Genomic DNA, 21523 nt, shown 5'->3' on the forward strand with positions numbered 1-21523 from the left:
GACCAAATGACCGACAACATCCTCGACATCCGCCCGGCTTCGGAAACCAAGTGGGACTGCGCGTCCTTCGGTGAAGTGATGCTGCGCTTCGACCCGGGCTTCGGCCGGGTCCGCAACGCCCGCCAGTTCCAGGTCTGGGAAGGCGGCGGCGAATACAACGTCGCCCGCGCTTTCCGCAAGTGCTGGGGCAAGCGCTCGACCGCCGTCACGGCGCTGCCGGTGAACGACCTGGGCTGGCTGGTCGAGGATCTGATGATGCAGGGCGGCGTCGACACCTCGCACGTCATCTGGCGCGAGTTCGACGGCCTGGGTCGCAACACCCGCGTCGGCCTGAACTTCACCGAAAAGGGCTTCGGCGTTCGTCCCGCCCTCGGCTGCTCGGACCGGGGTCACTCGGCCGCCTCGCAGATCCGCCCCGGTGAAGTGAACTGGGAAAAGCTGTTCGGCGAAGAAGGCGTGCGCTGGTTCCACACCGGCGGCATCTTCGCGGCCCTGGCCTCGAACACGGCCGAAGCCGTGATCGAAGCCGTCGAAGTCGCCCGCAAGTACGGCACCGTGATCTCCTACGACCTGAACTACCGCGCCTCGCTGTGGAAGTCGCAGGGCGGCAAGGAAGGCGCTCAGAAGGTCAACCGTCACATCGCCCAGTACGTCGACGTGATGATCGGCAACGAAGAAGACTTCACCGCCTGCCTGGGCTTTGAAGTCGAGGGCCTGGACGAGCACATCAGCTCCATCGACCCGGCCAACTTCAAGAAGATGATCCAGACCGCTGTGAAGCAGTTCCCGAACTTCAAGGTCGCCGCCACCACCCTGCGCAACGCCAAGACCGCCTCGGTCAACGACTGGTCGGCGATCCTGTACGCCGGCGGCGAGTTCTACGCCTCGATGATGCGTGAGAACCTCGAGATCTATGACCGCGTCGGCGGCGGCGACGGCTTCGCCTCGGGCCTGGCGTTCGGCTTCATGGAAGGCAAGGGCCCCCAGGCCGCCGTCGAGTACGGCGCGGCCCACGGCGCCCTGGCCATGACCACCCCGGGCGACACCTCGATGGTGCGCAAGGAAGAGGTCGAGGCCGTGATGAAGGGCAAGGGCGCGCGGGTCATCCGCTAGGCTTTTCCTTCTCACTGAAGAATGTGGAGAAGCCCTCGGCCGCAAGGCCGGGGGCTTTTTCTTGGTTGGTGCGGACGACGTCGCCCGCGGCTTCCTCCTGCTGGCGCTTCAACTCGTACAGTTCGGCGAAGCGGTCGAAGCGTTCTTGGAGTTTGGCGAGGACCCATTCCGAGTCGCGTATGTGGCGGCGACTGGCGCGTGTGCCGTTGGCTGCGTGTTTGCGGCGCGCTTTGCGGGGTTGGGGCATCGGTGTCTCCGAAAGGCTTCCCCCATCAAGGGGAGGGCGCGCGGAAATGAGCTCGGCGCTTTCACGTCGAGGTCGGGGAGGGATGCGGGGCGTCCGGACGACGTCCGGAGTAGGAAAGTGAAATACCGTTTCGACGAAGCCTGACGCCCCGCGCGATCGTTATCCGCCAGCGTCCCGTCAGGTGGCCCTGTTCAGGCCTTAACGGAACCCGGACCTCGCTGTTTCCAGCAAGCTCCGATGATCGAAGAGGACGGGCTTACAGCCTGACACGCCCCTTTGCCTTCGACCACGCCGACGGCGGGCGGGTCTGGTCAGCGAACCAGATCCCCGGACCGTCCGAGTATCCCCCTCGGACCTCCACCGCTCGACCGCCCCCCGAAGCCGCGAAGGTCGCTGGCCGCGCGCCCTCCCCAGTGCTTCGAGGTGGATAGAGGATACGGCAGGTTTTGGAGCCGGGGATGGAGGGGGCTGGATGCCCGTGCTTCGCTCTGGAGCGTGACGCTCCACTTCAATCAAAAATCCCCGTCATCCCGCGCTTTATGCGCGGGACCCATGGTTCAGCTCCGCGTGGGCGCCATTTTCCGCTCTTCTTTTGCCGCGGACAAATGGGTCCCGCGCATGAAGCGCGGGATGACGGTTGAGGCTTTTGCCGTCGCCAACGCGCTGAGAACCGCCGGCGCGCCCGATAGGTAGGATGTCCGCTTCGAGCGACGGATCCGATTTCCGTTCCCGACGCTATTCAGACCTAACGGCCTGAGCCTAGCCGAATTGCCTAGTAGAGGATCGACGGGCCGATCTCGTCATCCCGTGGTGGCTCGCCTCGAATATACCAGAACGGGTCAGCGGCATTTGTCCGCGAGACGAAATACTCTGCCGCGTGCGCGCGAGTACGACGGTTCAATTCGGCTACATGGATATCCGGAATCTCAAGATATCCGGCCACTCCCTTCTTGTTCAGTAACAACAGGCAGGTCGGGCTCAAGGGCATGGTGATTTCAAGCGTTGGATACATCAGCGCCGGACCGCGATGGACCGGCAATCGCTTGTGACCAGCAGGATCGAACCAAACGCAGGGGTTGTCCGAGGTGATGAACGGGTTCGCCTCGTTCGTGCAGAGTAGCGCTAGATCGAACCGCGTGAGATGGGGCACGACCGTTTGGATGTTCGACATGATGGTGTGCTGGAGCGGGAATGCAACAAGCTGCCGTACATCGTCCTCGGTCATTGACATGCCGTCGTTGCGGAAGGGTGGTCTCGCAGCTGCCTTCCTTTGCTCTGGGGTCATCCGCTCGACGCTAGCCTTCATCCGCTCCATGGAATTGACGACCGGTGACCATTGTCCACGGAGGTGCTTGCGCATGGCTGGAGTGCGGAAATATTGCGCTGCCGCGAACGTCAGGATCGCAAGTTCATCATCAGTCTCCAGCGCTTTGCGTTGGTCCAACTTGTGTCGACGTACCTGGGAAAACAAGCTTTCCAGCTTGTTCAGTCGCTTCTCGATAGTCACGTCACGGCCACCTCCCTCCACGGGTAGCGTGTACATGTCGATTTCGTGGAAGATTTTCTTCGGGGCCTTTTTCCTCGCGTCTCCGCCCTCAGCGGGGAAGGACCAGACGTAGGGGTCATGATGGCTTGGCACGTTGGGATCGGCCCAGGCCAATAGGTAGCTCTGCGCGACGTAGTGCTGTTTGCGGTGTCCCCGAGCCATGCCGCCATCGTTGCACGCGTATCTAGGAAGCGCCATTTCAAGCAGTTCGGGCCAGAGCCTCAACTTCCGACAACCACCCATTACTGACTCTGAATAGGTCCGGTTGCGGACCGCCTGTGTGGCGCCGCCGTGGCGCTCAGGCCTCCGCCAATCACGTTCGCGCGCCCCGCGGAACGGCCGGGCCGATTCCCGGGTTGATGCGACGTGGTTTAATCGTGCGAGCTCACGGACATGACGTCGCCAGTCCTCAGATCCACCCGAACGGTCGGCGCCGCCTTGCTGGCGTTCTGCGTGGGTGTGGGCGCCGCTGACGCCGCTCTGGCCGGCAAGCGGCAGGAGACGCCCAAGACCTCCGCCGAGGCCAATACCGACAGTCTCGGCTCGGCCGTCGCCGCGCCGCTGCGCGACATCAATCTGGTGCGCTCGGAGATCCCCGATCTGCTGAAAAAGGCCCAGACCGATCCCTATGCCCCGCCGTCGCCCGGCTGCGCGCCGCTGAAGGCCGAGATCGACCGGTTCGACGCGGTGCTGGGCGACGACTACGATGATCGCGGCGATGACGCCGAAGGCGGGCAGGGCGGCATGGCCAGGCCGGTGCTGGGCGTGGTGGCCAGCACGATCACCGACGTGATCCCGATGCGCGGCTGGGTTCGCCGCCTGACCGGGGCCGAGCGCCACGACCAGATGGTCCGCGACGCCATCAAGGCCGGCTTCGTGCGGCGCGGCTATCTGAAGGGGCTGTACAACGCCGGGACCTGCGAGGGGAACCGCCTGGTGTTCGTGGCCGCCAAGCCCGCGCCGCCGCCGGCGCTGGTCGCCGCCGAGCCCGTTCCGGTCCTGGTCGCGGCCGAGCCGCCGGCCCCGACGCCCCGCGTCGACGCGCCGCTCGCGCCGTTCTCGACGACGGTGCGCGTCGCCGCGGCGACGGACGTGGCGGGCGTCCGTTGAGCCTCAGCCCCGGACGAAGATGTTGCGCAGCCACTGGGCGCCGGCCTTGGCGGCTTCGCCCCAGTCTTCTTCCTGTTCCTCGGGCTTGTAGCCCCAGGGATTGAACAGCTTCAGCCGGGGAACCTTGGCGAAGGCCGCCGCGTCGCGGGTGGCCAGGGTCAGGCCGTGCTCGAGGGCCGTGGCGGCCAGCAGGGCGTCGCGGCTGTCGGTCAGCGGCACGTGAGCCCGGCGGCGGACCACGGCGGCGTCGATCGCCAGCACGCGGCCGTCGAAGGCGGGAAGGACGCGGCTGTCCAGCCAGTCGCGCAGTCGCGAACCCTGGACCTTGTCCTTGCGCTCGGCGCGGACCGTCGCGGTCTCCAGCTCCAGCAGGGTGAGGGCCGAGATGAACAGGCTGGAGCGCGACGCCGCGCCGGCCCAGGCGGCCAGGCCCGGATCGGCGGCGCCCGTCTTGGCGTTGCGCAGCTCGAAGACGACGTCGGTGTCCAGCAGATGCATCAGTCGCCGTCCTTCCCGTCCCAGGTCTGGCGGCTCCAGGTCTCGGTCGAGCGCTGCGGGTCGACCGGCGCCAGGCCGGGCATGGCCAGCAGGTCGACGATGGTCTCGGTCTGGCCGGTCAGCCGGCGATAGGTCTCGACGCTCATCAGCACGTGGGTGGGGCGGCCGCGATCGGTGACGAACACCGGCTCGAGTCGCGCCGCGCGCTTGGCCTGGCTGACATCCTGGTTGAATTCGCGGCTCGTCAGGACCTTCATCGCTCGCTCACCGCTCGAAAATGACAAGGCTGTCTGTAGGTACGTTACTACATAGTGGCGTTCCGGCAACAAAAAATGGGCAACGAAAACAATCGACTGACAGCCGTGTCAAAAATGTGGGTTCCGGATTGCGCTCCGCGCCGATCTTCGCCTTGCATGGGGTCAAGGCGCAAAGCCAAGACGATCCATTTCGGGGGCGACTAGACGTGTCAGACATCCTCGCGAGCACGCTCGCCACCTTGGCCGACGTTCTGTCGCCGCACGGTCCGGCCGCCAAGGCCGCCGCTCACAGCTACGCGCCAGGCGACTTTTCGGTGCACTTCTTTCTGCAGCTGGCCGTGATCCTGCTGGCCTGCCGGGTGGTCGGCTGGCTGGGGCAGAAGTTCCTGGCCCAGCCGCAGGTGGTGGGCGAGATGATCGCCGGCGTGGTCCTGGGTCCGTCTCTGCTGGGCCTGCTGTTTCCCGACTTCCAGCTGGCCCTGTTTCCTAAGGAAACCAAGAACATCCTCTATGTCGGCTCGCAGCTGGGCGTGGGGCTGTACATGTTCCTGGTCGGCACGACCTTCAAGGTCGAGCATTTCCGGTCCAAGGCCAGGAGCGCGTTCAGCGTGTCGCTGGCCGGGATCATCACGCCGTTCCTGGTGGCCTGGGCCATCACCCCGCTTCTGCTGAAGGTGCCGGGCCTGTTCGCGCCCACCATCAGCGTCGCCAACGCCACGCTGTTCATGGGCGCCTGCATCGCCCTGACCGCCTTCCCGATGCTGGCCCGGATCATCAACGAGCGCGGCCTGCAGAACACCTCGCTGGGCACCCTGTCCCTGACGGCCGGGGCGTTCGACGACGCCTGCTCGTGGTGCGTGCTGGCCATCGTGCTGGCGACGTTCGGCGGCGGGCCGGGGGTGGCGGTGCTGGCGATCGGCGGCGGCGTGACCTACGCTCTGTTCCTGACCGTCTTCGGCCGCAAGCTGCTGGCCCCGCTGGGCCGCATGGTCGACAAGGCCGGCGAGATGACCCCGACGGTCATGGCCATCACCCTGATGCTGTTCTGCCTGTCGGCCTTCCTGATGGACGCCGTGGGCATCCACGCCATCTTCGGCGGCTTCATGCTGGGCGCGGTCATGCCGCGCGGCCTGTTCGTCGAGGAGCTGAAGAAGAAAGTCGAGCCGGTCGCCGTCGTTCTGCTGCTGCCGATGTTCTTCACCTATTCGGGCCTGAACACGCGCCTGGACATGGTCAATTCGCCGACCCTGCTGCTGATCGCGGTGGGCGTGCTGGCCGCCTCGATCCTGGCCAAGGGCGTGGCCTGCTACGTCGCCGCCCGCCTGTCGGGCGAGCAGCACAGCACGGCCATGGGCATCGGCGCCCTGATGAACTCGCGCGGCCTGATGGAGCTGATCATCATCAATATCGGCCTGCAGAAGGGCGTCATCGGTCCGACCCTGTTCGCCATGCTGGTGCTGATGGCGATCGTCACCACGGTCATGGCCACCCCGTTGTTCGAGGCCGTCTACGGCAAGAAGGCCCGCGCGTCGGGCGAGCTGGGCGCGGTCCCGGACGGCGCGCGGGCCTGATCTCGATCGGGGGTTGTGCAACCTTTAGTCGGCAGCATTTGCCGAAGGTAGCGTTTCTCGCGAGTGTGGGTCTGCTAAGTGATTGAAAAGCAGCGGCAAGCGTCTGGCACGACGCTTGCCGCTGCTTCCTGCGAAGTCGCCCCGTCTACCCGCAGGAGCCCCCATGTCGATCAATGCGGTTTCGTCCCCGCCTGCCGTCTACGCGCCCCCGACCCAGACGGAGTCGTCGTCGGCCCCGGCCCTCACCCTCGAACCTGACGTGACGCCGGCGGGGACGGCGAGGCCCGTCACCAAACCGCTCGGGGTGGTGGCGATGTCGAGCCTCGACGTGGAGGCGCTGCACGCTCGTTGGGAGGCGGTCCGGCCTGAGATGGAGGCCCGCTCAAAGGCTTGGCGATCGCAGGTCGATGGGTATGTCGACTACGTGAAGAGCCAGGTCGCCGCCCGGAACGACCAGCCCTACGGCCAGGTCACCAGGAACGGCGAGGTCGTCGCCACGGTCTACAACAGCGGTGCGATGAGCGGCCCGGGCTCTACCCAGATCGATTGGAACCAGCCGCCCGGCATGACCGGTCCAGACTTGGCCCAGTGGCGCGCCGAGCAAATCTCGAAGGCGACGGGCGGGACGTTCGTCGGCCTGGACACGGCCGAGACCCAGGACGCCTGGGTCGCCCGGCAGGCCAAGAACGCGCCGATCATGAAGCTCATGGATTGGGGCGCGGCCAACGGATTCGCGGACGTCTACAACGAACGCGCGCACGATATCCGAGCCTGACCTTCCCATGTCGATCAATGCGGTTTCGTCCCAGCAGTCCGTCTACACGCCCCCGACCCAGGCGGCGGCGTCGCCGGCTTCGGCCTTCACCCTGGAACCGGATGCGGCGCCGACCGAAAGGCCGAAGCTCGCCCCCAAGCCCCCCCTGAGCGTGGCGCCGCTGACCAGCGGCGAGATCCAGGCGCGCATGGCGCTGCTGGAGCAGCAGCGGCCGGAGATGGAGGCGCGCGCCAAGGCCTGGCACGAGATGCTGGAAGGCTGGGGTAATGCCGCGAAGGACGCCGCCGCCGCCCAGAACGACCAGCCTTATGGCCAGGTCACCAAGAACGGCGAGGTGATCGCCACGGTCTACAACAGCGGCGTGATGAGCGGTCCGGGCGCGACCCAGATTGACGGGGAGCATCCGCCCGGCATGAAGGGCCCTGAACTGGCCAAATGGCGCGCCGAACAAATCTTGAAGGCGACGGGCGGGGCGTTCGCCAGCCTCGATACGGCCGAGACCCAGGAGGCCTGGGGCGCCCGGCAGGCCAACAGCAAGCCCACCTTAGGGCTCATGGAGTGGGGGGCGGCCAACGGGTTCTCCAACTTCTTCGATGGGCGCTCGCATTTCAGCGACATCCGGGCCTGATCTGCCATGTCGATCAACGCGGTTTCGTCCCAACAGGCGGCCTACGCCCCAACGACCCAGGCGGCGTCGTCGCCGGCCCCGGCCTTCACCCTCGAGCCGGACGTGACGCCGGCGGGTACGTCGAGGCCCGTCGCCAAGCCCCTCGGGGTCGTGTCGCTGACCAGCGCCGACATGCAGGCGCGAATGGCTCGGTGGGAGGCGGTTCGGCCGGAGATGGAGGCCCGCGAAAAGGCCTGGCGCGCGCAGCTCGATGGCTATGGCGACTACGTGAAGGGCTTCGCCGCCGCCCAGAACGACAAGCCTTATGGCCAGGTCACCAAGAACGGCGAGGTGATCGCCACGGTCTACAACAGCGGCGTGATGAGCGGTCCGGGCGCGACCCAGATCGACGGGGAGCATCCGCCCGGCATGAAGGGTCCCGAACTGGCCAAATGGCGCGCCGAACAAATCTTGAAGGCGACGGGCGGGGCGTTCGCCAGCCTCGATACGGCGGTGACCCAGGAGGCCTGGGTCGCCCAGCAGGCCAAGCTCCCGGCGCGCATGACGCCCACGGAATGGGCCGCGGCCAATGGGGTCCCGGACTTCTTCAATGGACGCGCGCGCCTCAGCGACATTCGGGCCTGACAAATATAGCGTAAACGAGAAATAAGACTTTTAGCCTTGAGAGAATATACTTTTCCTCGGGCTGGCCGCCGTAATCTTCGTATGTCTAGATATTTCTACCTGGAGTCGAGCAGATCGATGTGACCGGGCCGATCTTGTGGCGGAAGTCAAGAAGATCGCGGAATATATTCTAGTGCTGGAGGGAAGTATGGCGAGCTGGTTTGGCGATGCGAACGACAACACCATTGACTGGAGTTCCCACGGTCTGGCCTTCAACGAGACCGGACACAGCCTGTCCGGGCTCGGGGGCAACGACACCATCATCGGCGGCAACAAGGGCCTGATCGGCGGCGCCTATATCGGCTCGACGCTCGATGGCGGGGCCGGTGACGACCTTCTCATCGCCCAGGCGGGCGATGACGCGCTGCTGGGCGGAACCGGCGATGATGTGATGTTCGGCGGCTCCGGCACGGACCTGCTGATCGGCGGCGCCGGCAACGACCAACTGGCCGGCGACTCCGGCAACAACGACCGGATGGCCGGTGGGACGGGCGATGACACCTACCTCGTCGCGCTCGTCGACGACGGCCGCGGCGACATCATCAACGACGACATGTCGGCGACCTGGACGCCGGGCTCCGGCGGCGGCGCCAACGACTTCATCGATCTGGTGAACACGAACCTGGCCAGCCTCGCGGTCGCCCGGTCCGGTGATGATCTGCTGCTGAGCAACGTGGCGGACTTCGTCAACGACAATCAGTTCAATTCCTACGTCACGGTCGAGGACTTCTTCACCCAAGGCCAGGGTTTCATCGAGGTGATCGGCGTCACGGACGCGCTGATCGCCGGTACTGACCTGGTGGCGATCGTGCCGAACGACGGCAACTTCTACCTTCTGGTCTAGAGGTTTCCGACAGAGCAGGGGAAGGGGGCGGCGCGCCGCTCCCTTCCTTTCCCGCCGTTCGTTCAGGGCAGCTCGGACGCCGACGCCCGCGCGTTGGCGATCCGGACCAGGTCCGGCAGGCGCCGGCGTTCCACCGTCAGGAGCCGGGTCAGGCGTCGCGAGACGCGCTCACTGGCCCATTCGCCGCCGCGCGCGACGGGCCTCAGGCCATGGGGAATGAATCGGGGCCGCCGCTCCAGATGGATCGACCGGACGAAATGGGTGCGGACCAGGAAACGGTCGGCGATCGCCGTCGCCTCGGCATTGCCCAGCGCGGTGCTGGCCGCGCGGATCAGATGCTCGACCTCCGGGGCGTCGTGATCCTCGACGCGGCGGGAGATCAGGCTCCGCCCTGCCAGGGCCTGCACGAAGACGACCTTCACGACGTCGTACAGGTCGTCGAGCTCTTTGGCGTCCAGCATCTTGGCGAAGAAGCCGTGATAGCGGCGCGCGGCGATAAGGCCCTCGGCCTCAAGGCGGATCAGCGCCTCGCGGATCGGGGTCCGGCTGACCCGCAGCGGATCGGCCAGCAGGTCCGGGTTGAGGCGGGCGCCCGGACGCACCCGCCCGTCCATCAAGGCCTGCCGCAGGAAGACATAGGCGAGGTGAGCGTCCGCGCCCGTGGAGCCTGGCGGCACGCTCCGCGTTTCCGCGGCCGATCGGGATGGGACCAAGCTGCACTCTCCACCATCCGCGCCTCGGTCGTTCGAAGCACGACCGCAGGCTGTATGAAGCCTATGGGCGATGAGGTGAAAATACAATCTTAGATTTAATTCAATCAGGCGGGCTCGGTCTCGAACCCCGATGCATTGATCCGCGCGATCAGGTCGCGGTGGCTGGGCAGGTCCTGCGTCGCGCGGTCGGCGAAGCCGCGAATCTTGGCGAACAGCTTGGCCGCGCCGGCCACGTCCGGGAACTCGCCCGCGCCGGCGGCCAGGTCGGTTTTGAAGCCCATGCCGTACAGGATGTACTGGTAGTTGAAGAAGGCGAAGGTCTCGAGATCCAGGATGAAGTCGAACCGGGCAGGTGGGCGATAGCGCCACTGCTCCAGGAGCTCGGCCAGCCGCTCGGGGATCGAGGCCGGATCGGTGTTCTGGCGCCAGAACGGCTCCTGGCGGCGGCTCAGGGCGTAGTGCAGCTTGAGGAACACGATGATGTTGTCGTAGCGCGCGGCCATCAGCTCGTTGAAGCGGCGGGCCGGGGCGCTGACCGGGCCGTTGCGCGGGAAGAGCTCGGCGATCATCGCCACGGCCGCCTCGATCAGCACCACGCCGGTGGACTCCAGCGGCTCCAAGAAGCCGGCCGACAGGCCCACCGCGACGCAGTTACCGATCCACTGCTTCTGGCGATAGCCGGCGTCGAAGCTGATCTTGCGCGTCTCCGCCTCGACCCCGCCCAGATACTCGCGCAGCACCGCCTCGGCGCGGGCGTCGTCCATATGGTCGCTGGAATAGACGCAGCCGACGCCGCGCCCGCCCGCCAGGCCGATATCCCAGGTCCAGCCGGCCTCGTGGGCGGTGGCGATGGTGTAGCTCTGGATCGGCGCGTCGGGGCGGTCATAGGGCGTGTGGCAGGCCAGCGCCCGGTCGGCGAACAGGATCGGCCTGGCCGACTTGAACGGCGAGCCCAGGGCCTTGCCGATCAGCTCGGCCCGGAAGCCCGAGCAGTCGACATAGAGGTCGGCGGTCAGGTCGCCGTGCTCGGGGCTGACGACGCGAGCGATGGCTCCCGTCTCGTCCAGGATCGTCTCGGACAGGTTTCCCCGCAGGTGGCGCACGCCCAGCTCGCCGGCCCGCTCGGCCAGCACCTGGGCCAGCTTGGCGGCGTCGAAGTGGTAGGCGTAGTTCAGCGGTCCGGCGAAATCGCTCTCGTGCGGCCGCTTGGGCGCGCGGGCCGCGTCGGCGACGCGGGCCTGGATGGTCACCGCCTCGGCGAACGGCGCGCGGCCGGCCTCGTCCTGCAGCAGCCAGTAGGGCGCCAGCGAAGCTCCCTCGGTCGAGAACGGCGCCTCGAACGGGTGGAAGAAGCTGTGATGGCGACCGTCGGCCGGCGTCTCCGCCCAGTCGACGAAGCGGATGCCCTGCTTGAACGTCGCCGAGGTCTCGCGAATGAACCGGGCCTCGTCGACGCCCAGGAACCTCAGGGTGTTGCGGATGGTGGGGAAGGTGGCCTCGCCGACGCCGACGATGCCGATGTCGGGCGATTCCAGCAGGGTGATCGTCAGGTCGTCCTGCTCGGCCACGCGCAGGGCCTTGGCCAGGTAGGCGGCCGTCAGCCACCCCGCCGTCCCGCCGCCCACGATGAGGATGCTTCGCCTGCGCCGCATGGCGGATTGATAGCAGAGTTCGGGGCGGGGGAGGGAAGTTCGACGGAACGCGTCAGCGTCATCCAGCATCGGCGGTTCGCCCTACGGGATAACCCCGATTGTGGCCTCCTGGCGGGGTGATCACACTCAATGGATGAGCACACTCATCCATTAGGACACTCCACCGGCGCGCGTTCCGACATGATCCCATGACCGGCCCGCGCGTCCGGACAGGCCAGATCGCGGCCGGCTGTTTCGCCGGTTTGGCCGCGAGCGATGCGCCGTGCCCTCCCTAGCGTCCCCTGAGCCTCCGGCTTCCGGAAAGGATCTCGCCATGTACTACAGCAGCGGAAATTACGAAGCCTTCGCCCGGCCCCGCAAACCAGCGGGCGTGGAGAACAAGACGGCGTTCTTCGTCGGCTCGGGGCTGGCCAGCCTGGCCGGGGCGGCCTTTCTGATCCGGGACGGACACATGTCGGGCGAGAAGATCACCATCCTCGAACGGCTGGCGCTTCCGGGCGGCGCCCTGGACGGCATCAAGGATCCCGAAAAGGGCTTCGTGATCCGCGGCGGCCGCGAAATGGAAGAGCATTTCGAATGTCTCTGGGATCTCTACCGCTCGATCCCGTCGCTCGAGGTCGAGGACGCCAGCGTGCTCGACGAGTTCTACTGGCTGGACAAGGACGACCCGAACTTCTCCCTGCAAAGGGCGACCCAGAACCGGGGTGAGCCCATCGAGGACGTGGAACGCCTGACCCTGAACGGCAAGGCCCAGAAGGACCTGATCTCGCTCTTCCTGGCGACCCGCGAGGAGATGGAGAACAAGCGGATCAACGAAGTGGTCGGCGAGGACTTCCTGAAGAGCAACTTCTGGCTCTACTGGCGCACCATGTTCGCCTTCGAGGAGTGGCACTCGGCGCTGGAGATGAAGCTCTACGTCCATCGCTTCATCCACCATATCGGCGGCCTGGCCGACTTCACCGCCCTGAAGTTCACGCGCCGCAACCAGTACGAGTCGCTGGTGCTGCCGCTGTACAAGTGGCTGACCGATCGCGGCGTCACGTTCCGCTACGGCGTCGAGGTCACCGATGTCGACTTCGACATCACGGCGGAGCGCAAGCAGGCCACGCGCATCCACTGGCGCCAGGACGGCGTCGACGGCGGCGTCGACCTGGGTCCCGACGATCTGGTGTTCATGACCATCGGATCGCTGACCGAGAACTCCGACAACGGCGACCACCATACGCCCGCGAAGCTCAACGAGGGGCCCGCGCCCGCCTGGGACCTCTGGCGCAACATCGCGGCGAAGGATCCGGCGTTCGGGCGGCCCGACGTCTTCGGCGCGCATATTCCCGAAACCAAGTGGGAGTCGGCGACGATCACCACCCTGGACGCGCGAATTCCGCCCTACATCCAGAAGGTCGCCAAGCGCGACCCGTTCAGCGGCACGGTGGTCACCGGCGGCATCGTCACCGTCAAGGACTCCAGCTGGCTGATGAGCTGGACGGTCAGCCGCCAGCCGCACTTCAAGCAGCAGCCGAAGGACCAGGTCATCGTCTGGGTCTATTCGCTGTTCGTCGACAAGCCCGGCGACTTCGTCAAGAAGCCGATGCAGGACTGCACGGGCGAGGAGATCACCCAGGAGTGGCTCTACCACATGGGCGTTCCGGTCGAGGAGATCGCCGAGCTGGCCGCGACGGGCGCCAAGGCCGTGCCGGTGATGATGCCCTACATCACCGCCTTCTTCATGCCGCGGCAGGCGGGGGACAGGCCGGACGTCGTGCCCAAGGGCGCGGTCAATTTCGCCTTCATCGGCCAGTTCGCCGAGTCCGGCGAACGCGACTGCATCTTCACCACCGAGTATTCCGTCCGTACGCCGATGGAGGCGGTCTATACGCTGTTGAACGTCGAGCGGGGCGTGCCGGAGGTCTTCAACTCGACCTATGACGTGCGCAAGCTGCTCGCCGCGATGGGGCATGTTCGCGACGGCAAGGCCTTCGACGTGCCGGGGCCGGCGTTCCTTCGCGAGCTGCTGCTCAGCAAGATCGACGCCACCGAGGTCGGCGACTTGCTGCGCGACGCCCACCTGATCCCGGAGTAGTCAGGCGATCCATGGGCATCGCCCGGGACGTCGGCTCATGGCGGACCGGGCGATGCCCTCATCCCTTCGGCGTCGCCTTGATCAGCTTGCCGTCCTCCTCGTCGGTCAGGACGTAGATGGCGCCGTCGGGGCCGACCGCGACGTCGCGGACGCGGGCGCCGATGTCGGTGAACAGGCGCTCCTCGCCGACGACCTTGCCGTCCTTGAGGACCAGGCGATCGACGTGCTTTTCCCTCAGCGAGCCGATCAGCACGCTGCCTTTCAGGGCCGGGAACAGGCTGGCCTCATAGAAGGCCATGCCGGAGGGCGCGATCACCGGGTCCCAGTAGTAGACCGGCTGCTCCACGCCGTCCTTCGCGGTGAGGCCGTCGCCGATCGGCTTGCCGGAATATTCCTCGCCGTAGGTGACCGTGGCCCAGCCGTAGTTCTTGCCGGCCTCGGGATGGTTCAGCTCGTCGCCGCCGCGCGCGCCGTGCTCGACGGTCCACAGCTTGCCGCTGGGGTCGAGGGCGGCGGCCTGCAGGTTGCGGTGGCCCAGCGACCAGATCTCAGGCTTGGCGCCGGCCTTGCCCACGAAGGGGTTGTCCTTGGGGATCGAGCCGTCGGCGTTGATGCGAACCACCTTGCCCAGGGTGGCGTCCAGGTGCTGGGCCTGGACGCGGCCCTCCAGGATCGAGCGCTCGCCGGTGGTGATGAACAGCGTGCCGTCCCTGGCGAACACCAGGCGGCCGCCGAAGTGCAGGGCGCTGTCCATCTTCGGCGCCTGGCGCCACAGGACCTGGACGTTCTCCAGTCTGGGGCCGGGGCCGGTCACGAGCTTGCCGCGCGCCACGGCCGTGCCGTTCACGCCGCCGTCCGCTTCAGCGTAAGCCCAGTAGACCAGGCCATTCTGGGCGTAGGCGGGATCCAGCGCCACGCCCAGCAGGCCGCCCTGGCCCTGCGCGAACACCGCCGGCAGGCCCTCCACGGCCGGCGACAGCTTGCCGTCCTTGCCGAAGATGCGCAGGCGGCCGGCCCGCTCGGTCAGCAGGATGTCGCCGGTGGGCAGGAAGGCCATGCCCCAGGGGTGGGACAGACCGCTGGCCAGGGTCGTGTACTGGCCGACCGTGTTCGAGTTCAGGCCCGGCGCGCGGGTCTGGCCCACGAAGGCCGGCTTCTGGTCGGGGGCGTTGGCCGGGCGGCTCTCGACGGGGGCGCCGGCCTGAGGCTGGGCGGGAGCGGGACCACAGGCGGCCAGGGCGGCGGCGAGGGCGGCGGAGGCGGTGAGCAGGGATGGGCGCATGGGCGGCAGGTTAAGCGGCTTTTCGCGGCGGGGGCTACCCGGTTCGGGCGGCTAAATCGGCAGCTCTCGCCGCTCGACCGAGGCGCGCTGGGCCAGCTCCAGCAGCGCCATCGTCCGCAGGGCCTGCTCCAGCGGCACGGGCGAGGGCGCGCCGTGGAGGATGGCGTCGCGGACCCCGGCGTAGAAGGCCCGATAGTCCGACGGTTCGGGCGGGACGGGGGCGTGGACCTGGACCTCGTTCTCCACCGTGGTCAGCACGCCCGGGCGGGCGTCGACGCCATAGCCGGCCGCGCCGGGGGTCATGCCGGCCTTCAACTGGCCCTCCTGAGGGTCGAGGCCGTGCTTGACGAAGCTGGCCTTCGTTCCGTGGACGGCCAGGCGCGGGTCGGCGGCGGCGGTCAGCAGGCTGCCGTGCAGGATCACCCGCAGGACCGGATAGCGCAGGGTGACGTGGAAATAGTCGTCCGCGCCCGCGCCATGACGCTGGACGCCGATATCGGCGGCGATGGCCAGCGGCGCTCCGAACAGGGCGAGGGCCTGGTCCAGCAGGTGGGGGCCAAGGTCCATCCAGGCGCCGGCGCCCGGGCCGGCCCGCTCGCGCCAGCGGTCGCGAACCTGGGGGCGGAAGCGGTCGAAATGGCTTTCGAACTGGACGATCTCGCCCAGGACGCCGTCATCAATCAGGCGCTTGAGGGTGAGAAAGTCGCTATCCCAGCGGCGGTTGTGGAACACGGCCAGCAGCTTGCCGGCCGCCTTGGCCGCATCGGCCATGGTCTCGGCCTCGGCGGCGGTGACGGCGAACGGCTTGTCGACCACCACGGCCTTGCCGGCGGCCAGCGCGGCGATCGCCTGGGGCGCGTGCAGGGCGTTGGGCGTGGCGATGACCACCAGGTCGATGGCCGGATCGGTCAGGGCCGCCTCGAGGTCGGCGACGACGCGGACCTCCGGGAAGTCGGCGGCGACCTTGGCCGGGTCGCTGGACACCACCGTGCGCAACGCCAGGCCCGGCGTCGCGGCGATCAGCGGGGCGTGGAAGGTCTTGCCGACATAGCCGTAGCCGACGAGGGCCACTTTAAGGGGCGCGACGTGGAGAGGAGAGGTGGCCATGACCGCCTTCTAACGAAAAAGGCCGGGGATTGCTCCCCGGCCTTTCGTCTTCGGCCCTGCGTCCTTCGAGGCCCGCGATGCGGGCGCCTCAGGAAGAGGGATTCAGCAACGGTCCTCATCCTGAGGTGCGCGCTCCTTAGCGCGCCTCGAAGGACGCGCCGGTCAGATCTTCACCGGCTCCATCTTGGGCGTCAGCAGGTGGATGACCAGCAGGGCGATCAGATAGGCGCTGCCGGCGACGATGAAGATCGGGGTGTAGCTGCCGATCTGGTCCAGGACCTTGCCGATGTACTTCGAGAAGACCATGCCTCCGAAGGCGCCCAGCATGCCGCCGATGCCGACGACCGAGCCGACCGCGGCGCGCGGGAACACGTCCGAGGGCAGGGTGTAGAGATTGGCCGAGAAGCCCTGGTGGGCGGCGGTGGCGACGCCGATGATCAGCACGGCCAGCCAGACGCTGTCGGCCTTGGCGGCGAACATCACCGGCACGGCCAGCAGGGCGCAGACCAGCATGGTCAGCTTGCGGGCCTTGTTGATGCTGGCGCCGTTCTTCATCAGGGTCGACGACATCCAGCCGCCGGCGACCGAACCGACGTCGCTCAGCAGATAGATGGCGATCAGCGGCGGGCCGAACGACTTCAGGTCCAGGCCGTAGCGCTTGCCCAGGAAGTCCGGCAGCCAGAACAGGAACATCCACCAGATCGGGTCGATCAGGAACTTGCCCAGGGCGAAGGCCCAGGTTTCCTTCTTGGTCAGCAGCTTGGTCCAGCCGATCTTCTCGACGGGGTCGGCCGGATCCTGCTCGATATAGGCCAGTTCGGCCGCGCCCAGGCGCTTCTGCTCGCGCGGGCGGCGATAGACCAGCAGCCAGATCGGCAGCCAGACCAGGCCGGCGACGCCGGTGACGATGAAGGCCATCTGCCAGCCGAAGGCCAGCACGATGCCCGGCACGACCAGGGGCGTGACGATGGCGCCGATATTGGTGCCGGCGTTGAACAGGCCGGTGGCGAAGGCGCGCTCCTTCTTGGGGAACCACTCGGCCACGGCCTTGATGCCGCCGGGGAAGCCGCCGGCCTCACCGATGCCCAGGCCCATGCGGGCGGCCACGAAGCCGCCGAAGCCGGCCGCCGCGGCGTGGGCGATGTGGGCGATCTGCCAGATCGCGAACGCGACGCCGAAGCCCCAGCGGGCCCCGATCTTGTCCATGATCTTGCCCCAGGCCAGGTACGCGATCGCGTACGCCATCTGGAAATAGAACACGAGGTCGGCGTAGTGGGTCTCGTCCCAGCCGAATTCCTTCGACAGGTCCGCTTTCAGCAGGCCGATCGTCTGGCGATCGACGTAGTTGATGACCATCGCCGCGAACAGCAGGCTGACGATCACCCAACGGTACCGTCCGATCTTCTCGGATGGCTCGGGCGCTTTCGAAACGTCCATGGACACGCGTCCTTCCCCTTATGGTCTTCTTATTTGGCCGGGACGGCGATGCAGTCCACGGTTCCGTACGGGCCGAAGCTCACATGGGCGACATCGCCGGCGACCACGTCGTGAATGCCCGTGGTGGCGCCGGTGGTGACGATCATGCCCTTCTTCAGCGGCTTGCCGCGCGCGGCGACGGTTCCGAGCAGGAAGGCCAGGGCGGCCAGCGGAGAGCCCGGGATGGTCGCGGCCGTGGCCTTGCCCACCGACTTGCCGTTGAGGAAGGTCTCGACCGGCATATCCTCCCAGGCGATGTCGCGCCAGTTGGAAATGGCCTGACCAATGATCTGACCATCGTTATTGCCGAAGTCAGACGCCACGACCGTCGGGCCCAGCGCGTTGATGGTGGCTAGCGGGCTGCCGGCGATCTCGACGCCGACCAGCAGTTCGCCGACATAGTCGGCCGCCTCTTCGGCGGTCCACTCGGTCTTATCGGCCGGGGCGTCCTGGCCCAGGCGGACGATGAACTCGGCCTCGACGGCGCAGAAGCCGCCTGCGATGGCGCGGAATTTATTGGGCTGGCCGTCGGTCGAGGCGTCCTGGACCTTGGACTTGAAGATGCAGCCGGCCAGGCGGTCGACGCCCAGGCGCTCGCGATGCTGCGGCGGCACCAGGCCGACCTTCCAGCCGACCAGTTCGTCCGGCCAGGCGGCGATGGCCAGATCCTGAACGGCGTAGCCTTCGGCCATGGTCGCGGGAATCACCCCGCCCGGATAGCCGGGGACGCTGACGCCCTCCTGACGGGCCTTGACGAATTGGGGAGCAATGGCCGCGGGGGCGAAAACCTCGCTGTCGGCCTCAGAAACGGTCACGCCGCTAATCCTCCCTCGAATATTCAGCACAGGTCCCGCTTGGCGGGCCATGGTCACAGGTTTGGGGAGTCTCTAGTGGAAACCGGTGTCATTGACAATGAGCCGTAAGCGGCCGGCGCGGCCAGACTCTGCTCGCGGCCATCGACAGGCGATGAACCAGACGCGGCTTGACACGCGTAATAGCGGGTATAGCGTCCCCGATGAATTACGGATGTAAGTGTCATGCACATCACCGCCGCCGAAGCGCATGTCATGGAAGCCCTCTGGCGCCGCCAGCCGATGTCGGCCGACGATCTGGTGGCCGAGGTCGGCGCCGCCCAGCAGTGGGGCGAGGCCACGGTCAAGACGCTGATCAACCGCCTGCTGAAGAAGAAGGCGATCAAGTCCGAGCGCGCCGATGGCAAGCACGGCTACCGCCCGCTGATCGACCGCAGCGCCTATGTCCACTCCGAGAGCCAGGGCCTGCTGGACCGCCTGTTCGAAGGCCAGCTGGCCCCGCTGATCAGCCACTTCGCCCAGCACCGCCCGCTGCGGGCCGATGAGGTGGAGAAACTGAAGAAGCTGATCGACGGGATGAGCGAGAAGTAGCTCCAAACTCCGTTTCCCCGGCGAAGGCCGGGGTCCAGATCGAACCCACGAGCGCTCGATAGGCAAATGGGGCGTATCTCGGATCATCCCAAACCGCTCAGGCTGAATCTGGGCCCCGGCCTTCGCCGGGGAGATCGGTTTTTGGGATGAGCGCGAAGACCTAACGCCTAAGCCCGCATCGCCTTCGCTTCAGGCCCGGCCTTCAGCGCCTTGGCCGCGACATCCAGCGTCCGCACCCTCGCCGGCTTTTCCGGTTCATCTCCCTCCGGCCCGGGCCGCGCGCGCAAGGCGGTGACGAAGTCGTCGCGCCAGGCGGTGACGTCCTCGCGGCTGACATTGTCGAACAGCGCCTGCCAGCGCCGCCGGCGCTCGGGCAGCTCCATGGACAGGGCCCGCTCCAGCGCGTCGGAGATCTCCTCCGGGCTGTTGGGGTTGATGATCAGGGCGTCCTTCATCTGCCGGGCCGCGCCGGCGAAGCGCGACAGGATCAGCACGCCGGGATCGTCGGGGTTCTGGGCGGCGACATATTCCTTGGCGACCAGGTTCATGCCGTCCCGCAGGGGTGTGACCAGGGCCACGCGGCTGGCGCGATAGATCCCGGCCAACTCGTCGCGGCGGTAGGAGCGGTTGACGTAGCGGATCGGCGTGAAGTCCATCTCGGCATAGGCGCCGTTGATCCGGCCGATCAGGCCGTCCAGCCGCGCGCGCAGGTCCTGATAGGCCTCGACCTCGTCGCGCGAGATCGGGGCGATCTGCAGCAGCATGACGTCGCGCACCATGTCCGGATGGTCGGCCAGGAAACGCTCGAAGCCGATCAGCCGCTCTTCCAGGCCCTTGGAATAGTCGAGTCGGTCGACGCCGACGATCATCTTGCGGAAGACGCTGTGGGCCATCATCCGGTCGTAGACCTTGCGCGCGTTCTCGCCCTGGACGATCTGGGCGAAGTCCGCCGCGTCGACGCCGATCGGGAAGACCGCCGCGCAGGTGCGCTGGCCGAACGCGACCAGCTCGCCGCGCTCGTTCTTGCGGCCGCTCACTTCCGAGAACACGTAGCCCTCGAAGGCCTGCAGCGACTCCTCGGTCTGGAAGCCGATCAGGTCGTAGTGGAACAGCGCCTCCACCAGCGCCTTGTGGCGGGGCAGGGTGGTGACCAGCTGGTGAGCCGGCCAGGGGATGTGCAGGAAGAAGCCGATCCGGTTGGTCACGCCCATCCGCCGCAGCTCGCGGGCGACCGGGATCAGGTGATAGTCGTGGACCCAGACGATGTCGTCCGGCTCGATCAGCGGCAGCAGGGTCTCGGCGAAGCGCTTGTTGACCCGGTCATAGCCCTCGCCGAACGAGCGGTCATAGGCGGTCAGGTCGACGCGATAGTGGAACAGCGGCCACAGCGTCTTGTTGGCGTAGCCGTTGTAATATTCCTGGTAGTCGGTTTCCTCGAGATCGACGGTGGCGACGGTGACGCCCTCGATCCGCTGCATGTTCAGCTGGCCGGTGAACTCCGGGATGGTCTTGCCGCTCCAGCCGAACCAGATTCCGGAATACTCCCGCAGGGCCGCGGCCAGGGCCATGGCCAGGCCCCCGACGCTGCCTTCGCCGCCTTCCGCCGGATTTGGCGGATTGACGCGGTTGGAGACGACGATCAGCCGGCTCACGCCGGGACCCCAAGGACACTCTGGGGCGCGCTGAGGCCCTCCAGCCAGCGGAAGACCGCCTCGGTGTCGGGCAGGCGATAGCGCGCCTCGGTCGGGCGGGGCTCGCCGACCAGGACGCCGAAGCCGCCCAGCCGGTTGGCGGCGGAGAAGCCGTCCTCGTCGGTCAGGTCGTCGCCGACGAACACGGGCGTCGCGCCCAGGAACGGGGCCTCGCGCAGGAAGGCGGTCACGGCCGCGCCCTTGTCGGCGCCGGGCGTGCGCAGCTCGGCGACCATGTCGCCCAACTGCAGGACGAGGCCGGTGGATTGCGAGAGGCGTTCGGCGGCCTCGATCACCGCCTCTGCGCAGCCGGGGGCGCTGCGGTAGTGCAGGGCGACCGACAGGCCCTTGTCCTCGAACAACAGGCCGCGCTCGCAGTGCGCCAGCTCGACCAGGATGCGGCGGGCGTCGGCCAGGCCCGCGTGGGGCTCGCGCTCGACCATCTGGCCGTCGGCGCTGCGGCGCACCAGGCCATGCACGGCGCCGATCGCCGGCACGCCACCGTCCAGGATGTAGTCGAGATTGGTCAGGGCCCGGCCGCTGACCACGGCCACGCGGTCTTCCAACGCGTCGCGCAGGCGCGCCAGCACCCGCGCGCGGCGCGCATCAGGACCCACGTCGTCGGGACGCGGCATGATCGGCGCCAGCGTGCCGTCGAGGTCGAGAAACAGCGCCGAACGGCGCGGCAACTCGACGGGTGGGGGCGCGAGATCGACAGATTCCAGACGCGAGACCGTTTGAGCCGCGGTCATGCGAGAACCCCCTCATCAGAAAGCAACATCCGCCAAGAACGCCGAACGGCACGGTTCGATCCCCCGGGACACTGAAGCTCACGGGTTTTTGCGCGGAGGCCTCGAACTTGGACGT

The 21523-nt window shown here is 67.2% G+C and carries 21 protein-coding genes; 9 read left to right on the forward strand and 12 right to left on the reverse strand.

What is annotated here, in order from left to right; translation table 11 throughout:
- Positions 1-6 precede the first annotated feature (6 nt).
- Complete coding sequence (locus tag AC07R7_RS16325) at positions 7-1113, forward strand: PfkB family carbohydrate kinase (protein ID WP_494635889.1); 1107 nt, start codon at positions 7-9, stop codon at positions 1111-1113.
- Here the strand turns inward: AC07R7_RS16325 and AC07R7_RS16330 are convergent.
- Together AC07R7_RS16330 and AC07R7_RS16335 are read right to left on the reverse strand one after the other, a co-directional pair.
- Entirely contained in the window at positions 1103-1360 is a 258-nt protein-coding gene (locus AC07R7_RS16330; protein WP_494635890.1) for a hypothetical protein, read from the reverse strand. The genes AC07R7_RS16325 and AC07R7_RS16330 overlap by 11 nt on opposite strands.
- Before the next feature lie 772 nt (positions 1361-2132).
- On the reverse strand, positions 2133-3068 hold the full coding sequence (locus AC07R7_RS16335) for a DUF4238 domain-containing protein (protein ID WP_494635891.1): 936 nt from the start codon (positions 3066-3068) through the stop codon (positions 2133-2135).
- A 231-nt stretch (positions 3069-3299) separates the two neighbouring features.
- Here AC07R7_RS16335 and AC07R7_RS16340 point away from each other — a divergent pair, with 231 nt between their 5' ends.
- Positions 3300-4016 carry a hypothetical protein gene (locus tag AC07R7_RS16340; protein WP_494635892.1) on the forward strand — a complete coding sequence of 239 codons (717 nt, stop codon included), beginning with the start codon at positions 3300-3302 and terminating at the stop codon, positions 4014-4016.
- 3 nt (positions 4017-4019) lie between these two features.
- Here AC07R7_RS16340 and AC07R7_RS16345 read toward each other — a convergent pair whose 3' ends face one another.
- Both AC07R7_RS16345 and AC07R7_RS16350 read right to left on the reverse strand, forming a co-directional pair.
- Entirely contained in the window at positions 4020-4514 is a 495-nt protein-coding gene (locus AC07R7_RS16345; RefSeq protein ID WP_494635893.1) for a PIN domain-containing protein, read from the reverse strand.
- A complete protein-coding gene (locus AC07R7_RS16350) occupies positions 4514-4771 on the reverse strand; it encodes a type II toxin-antitoxin system Phd/YefM family antitoxin (protein WP_494635894.1) in 258 nt (85 codons plus the stop codon). Before AC07R7_RS16350 ends, AC07R7_RS16345 begins: the two co-directional genes overlap by 1 nt.
- A gap of 206 nt (positions 4772-4977) precedes the next feature.
- Between AC07R7_RS16350 and AC07R7_RS16355 the strand changes: the two genes are divergently transcribed.
- The 5 genes from AC07R7_RS16355 to AC07R7_RS16375 all read left to right on the forward strand — a co-directional run bounded on the left by AC07R7_RS16355 (position 4978) and on the right by AC07R7_RS16375 (position 9252).
- A complete protein-coding gene (locus AC07R7_RS16355; protein ID WP_494635895.1) occupies positions 4978-6342 on the forward strand; it encodes a cation:proton antiporter in 1365 nt (454 codons plus the stop codon).
- Between the two features lie 163 nt (positions 6343-6505).
- Complete coding sequence (locus AC07R7_RS16360) at positions 6506-7117, forward strand: hypothetical protein (RefSeq protein WP_494635896.1); 612 nt, start codon at positions 6506-6508, stop codon at positions 7115-7117.
- A gap of 7 nt (positions 7118-7124) precedes the next feature.
- The gene (locus AC07R7_RS16365) at positions 7125-7745 is read left to right on the forward strand and encodes a hypothetical protein (RefSeq protein ID WP_492883926.1); all 621 of its coding nucleotides are present in this window, start codon (positions 7125-7127) and stop codon (positions 7743-7745) included.
- A gap of 6 nt (positions 7746-7751) precedes the next feature.
- Positions 7752-8369, forward strand: coding sequence for a hypothetical protein (locus AC07R7_RS16370; protein WP_494635897.1), 618 nt, complete (start codon positions 7752-7754; stop codon positions 8367-8369).
- Positions 8370-8505: 136 nt separating this feature from the next.
- Positions 8506-9252: a calcium-binding protein gene (locus tag AC07R7_RS16375; protein WP_494635898.1), complete on the forward strand. Its 747-nt coding sequence runs from the start codon at positions 8506-8508 to the stop codon at positions 9250-9252.
- Between the two features lie 62 nt (positions 9253-9314).
- On the opposite strand, the gene AC07R7_RS16380 is transcribed toward AC07R7_RS16375, so the two are convergent.
- Together AC07R7_RS16380 and AC07R7_RS16385 are read right to left on the reverse strand one after the other, a co-directional pair.
- The gene (locus tag AC07R7_RS16380; RefSeq protein ID WP_494635899.1) at positions 9315-9929 is read right to left on the reverse strand and encodes a GntR family transcriptional regulator; all 615 of its coding nucleotides are present in this window, start codon (positions 9927-9929) and stop codon (positions 9315-9317) included.
- A gap of 140 nt (positions 9930-10069) precedes the next feature.
- Positions 10070-11617, reverse strand: coding sequence for a tryptophan halogenase family protein (locus AC07R7_RS16385; RefSeq protein WP_494635900.1), 1548 nt, complete (start codon positions 11615-11617; stop codon positions 10070-10072).
- Positions 11618-11930: 313 nt separating this feature from the next.
- Here AC07R7_RS16385 and AC07R7_RS16390 point away from each other — a divergent pair, with 313 nt between their 5' ends.
- The gene (locus tag AC07R7_RS16390) at positions 11931-13697 is read left to right on the forward strand and encodes an oleate hydratase (protein ID WP_492883934.1); all 1767 of its coding nucleotides are present in this window, start codon (positions 11931-11933) and stop codon (positions 13695-13697) included.
- 58 nt (positions 13698-13755) lie between these two features.
- Here AC07R7_RS16390 and AC07R7_RS16395 read toward each other — a convergent pair whose 3' ends face one another.
- The 4 genes from AC07R7_RS16395 to AC07R7_RS16410 form a co-directional block, all read right to left on the reverse strand.
- Entirely contained in the window at positions 13756-14979 is a 1224-nt protein-coding gene (locus tag AC07R7_RS16395) for a PQQ-dependent sugar dehydrogenase (protein WP_494635901.1), read from the reverse strand.
- Positions 14980-15030: 51 nt separating this feature from the next.
- A complete protein-coding gene (locus tag AC07R7_RS16400) occupies positions 15031-16086 on the reverse strand; it encodes an oxidoreductase (protein ID WP_494635902.1) in 1056 nt (351 codons plus the stop codon).
- Positions 16087-16248: 162 nt separating this feature from the next.
- Positions 16249-17523 carry an MFS transporter gene (locus AC07R7_RS16405; RefSeq protein ID WP_492883940.1) on the reverse strand — a complete coding sequence of 425 codons (1275 nt, stop codon included), beginning with the start codon at positions 17521-17523 and terminating at the stop codon, positions 16249-16251.
- Between the two features lie 29 nt (positions 17524-17552).
- A complete protein-coding gene (locus AC07R7_RS16410; protein ID WP_494635903.1) occupies positions 17553-18377 on the reverse strand; it encodes a 2-keto-4-pentenoate hydratase in 825 nt (274 codons plus the stop codon).
- A gap of 222 nt (positions 18378-18599) precedes the next feature.
- Between AC07R7_RS16410 and AC07R7_RS16415 the strand changes: the two genes are divergently transcribed.
- Complete coding sequence (locus AC07R7_RS16415; protein WP_494635904.1) at positions 18600-18965, forward strand: BlaI/MecI/CopY family transcriptional regulator; 366 nt, start codon at positions 18600-18602, stop codon at positions 18963-18965.
- Between the two features lie 167 nt (positions 18966-19132).
- On the opposite strand, the gene otsA is transcribed toward AC07R7_RS16415, so the two are convergent.
- Together otsA and otsB are read right to left on the reverse strand one after the other, a co-directional pair.
- Positions 19133-20617: an alpha,alpha-trehalose-phosphate synthase (UDP-forming) gene (gene otsA, locus AC07R7_RS16420; RefSeq protein WP_494635905.1), complete on the reverse strand. Its 1485-nt coding sequence runs from the start codon at positions 20615-20617 to the stop codon at positions 19133-19135.
- Positions 20614-21408 carry a trehalose-phosphatase gene (gene otsB / locus AC07R7_RS16425; RefSeq protein WP_494635906.1) on the reverse strand — a complete coding sequence of 265 codons (795 nt, stop codon included), beginning with the start codon at positions 21406-21408 and terminating at the stop codon, positions 20614-20616. The genes otsA and otsB overlap by 4 nt, the downstream gene beginning before the upstream one ends.
- Between the last annotated feature and the right edge of the window lie 115 nt (positions 21409-21523).

It is taken from the genome of Caulobacter sp. GW821-FHT05F04, from assembly GCF_059419665.1.

Coding starts and splice junctions, on each gene's coding strand:
- otsB (WP_494635906.1), bottom strand. CDS start 21,408: ATGACCGCGGCTCAAACGGTCTCGCGTCTGGAATCTGTCGATCTCGCG.
- AC07R7_RS16390 (WP_492883934.1), top strand. CDS start 11,931: ATGTACTACAGCAGCGGAAATTACGAAGCCTTCGCCCGGCCCCGCAAA.
- AC07R7_RS16370 (WP_494635897.1), top strand. CDS start 7,752: ATGTCGATCAACGCGGTTTCGTCCCAACAGGCGGCCTACGCCCCAACG.
- AC07R7_RS16330 (WP_494635890.1), bottom strand. CDS start 1,360: ATGCCCCAACCCCGCAAAGCGCGCCGCAAACACGCAGCCAACGGCACA.
- AC07R7_RS16325 (WP_494635889.1), top strand. CDS start 7: ATGACCGACAACATCCTCGACATCCGCCCGGCTTCGGAAACCAAGTGG.
- AC07R7_RS16395 (WP_494635901.1), bottom strand. CDS start 14,979: ATGCGCCCATCCCTGCTCACCGCCTCCGCCGCCCTCGCCGCCGCCCTG.
- AC07R7_RS16385 (WP_494635900.1), bottom strand. CDS start 11,617: ATGCGGCGCAGGCGAAGCATCCTCATCGTGGGCGGCGGGACGGCGGGG.
- AC07R7_RS16400 (WP_494635902.1), bottom strand. CDS start 16,086: ATGGCCACCTCTCCTCTCCACGTCGCGCCCCTTAAAGTGGCCCTCGTC.
- AC07R7_RS16340 (WP_494635892.1), top strand. CDS start 3,300: ATGACGTCGCCAGTCCTCAGATCCACCCGAACGGTCGGCGCCGCCTTG.
- AC07R7_RS16360 (WP_494635896.1), top strand. CDS start 6,506: ATGTCGATCAATGCGGTTTCGTCCCCGCCTGCCGTCTACGCGCCCCCG.
- AC07R7_RS16345 (WP_494635893.1), bottom strand. CDS start 4,514: ATGCATCTGCTGGACACCGACGTCGTCTTCGAGCTGCGCAACGCCAAG.
- AC07R7_RS16415 (WP_494635904.1), top strand. CDS start 18,600: ATGCACATCACCGCCGCCGAAGCGCATGTCATGGAAGCCCTCTGGCGC.
- AC07R7_RS16335 (WP_494635891.1), bottom strand. CDS start 3,068: ATGGCTCGGGGACACCGCAAACAGCACTACGTCGCGCAGAGCTACCTA.
- AC07R7_RS16405 (WP_492883940.1), bottom strand. CDS start 17,523: ATGGACGTTTCGAAAGCGCCCGAGCCATCCGAGAAGATCGGACGGTAC.
- AC07R7_RS16350 (WP_494635894.1), bottom strand. CDS start 4,771: ATGAAGGTCCTGACGAGCCGCGAATTCAACCAGGATGTCAGCCAGGCC.
- AC07R7_RS16365 (WP_492883926.1), top strand. CDS start 7,125: ATGTCGATCAATGCGGTTTCGTCCCAGCAGTCCGTCTACACGCCCCCG.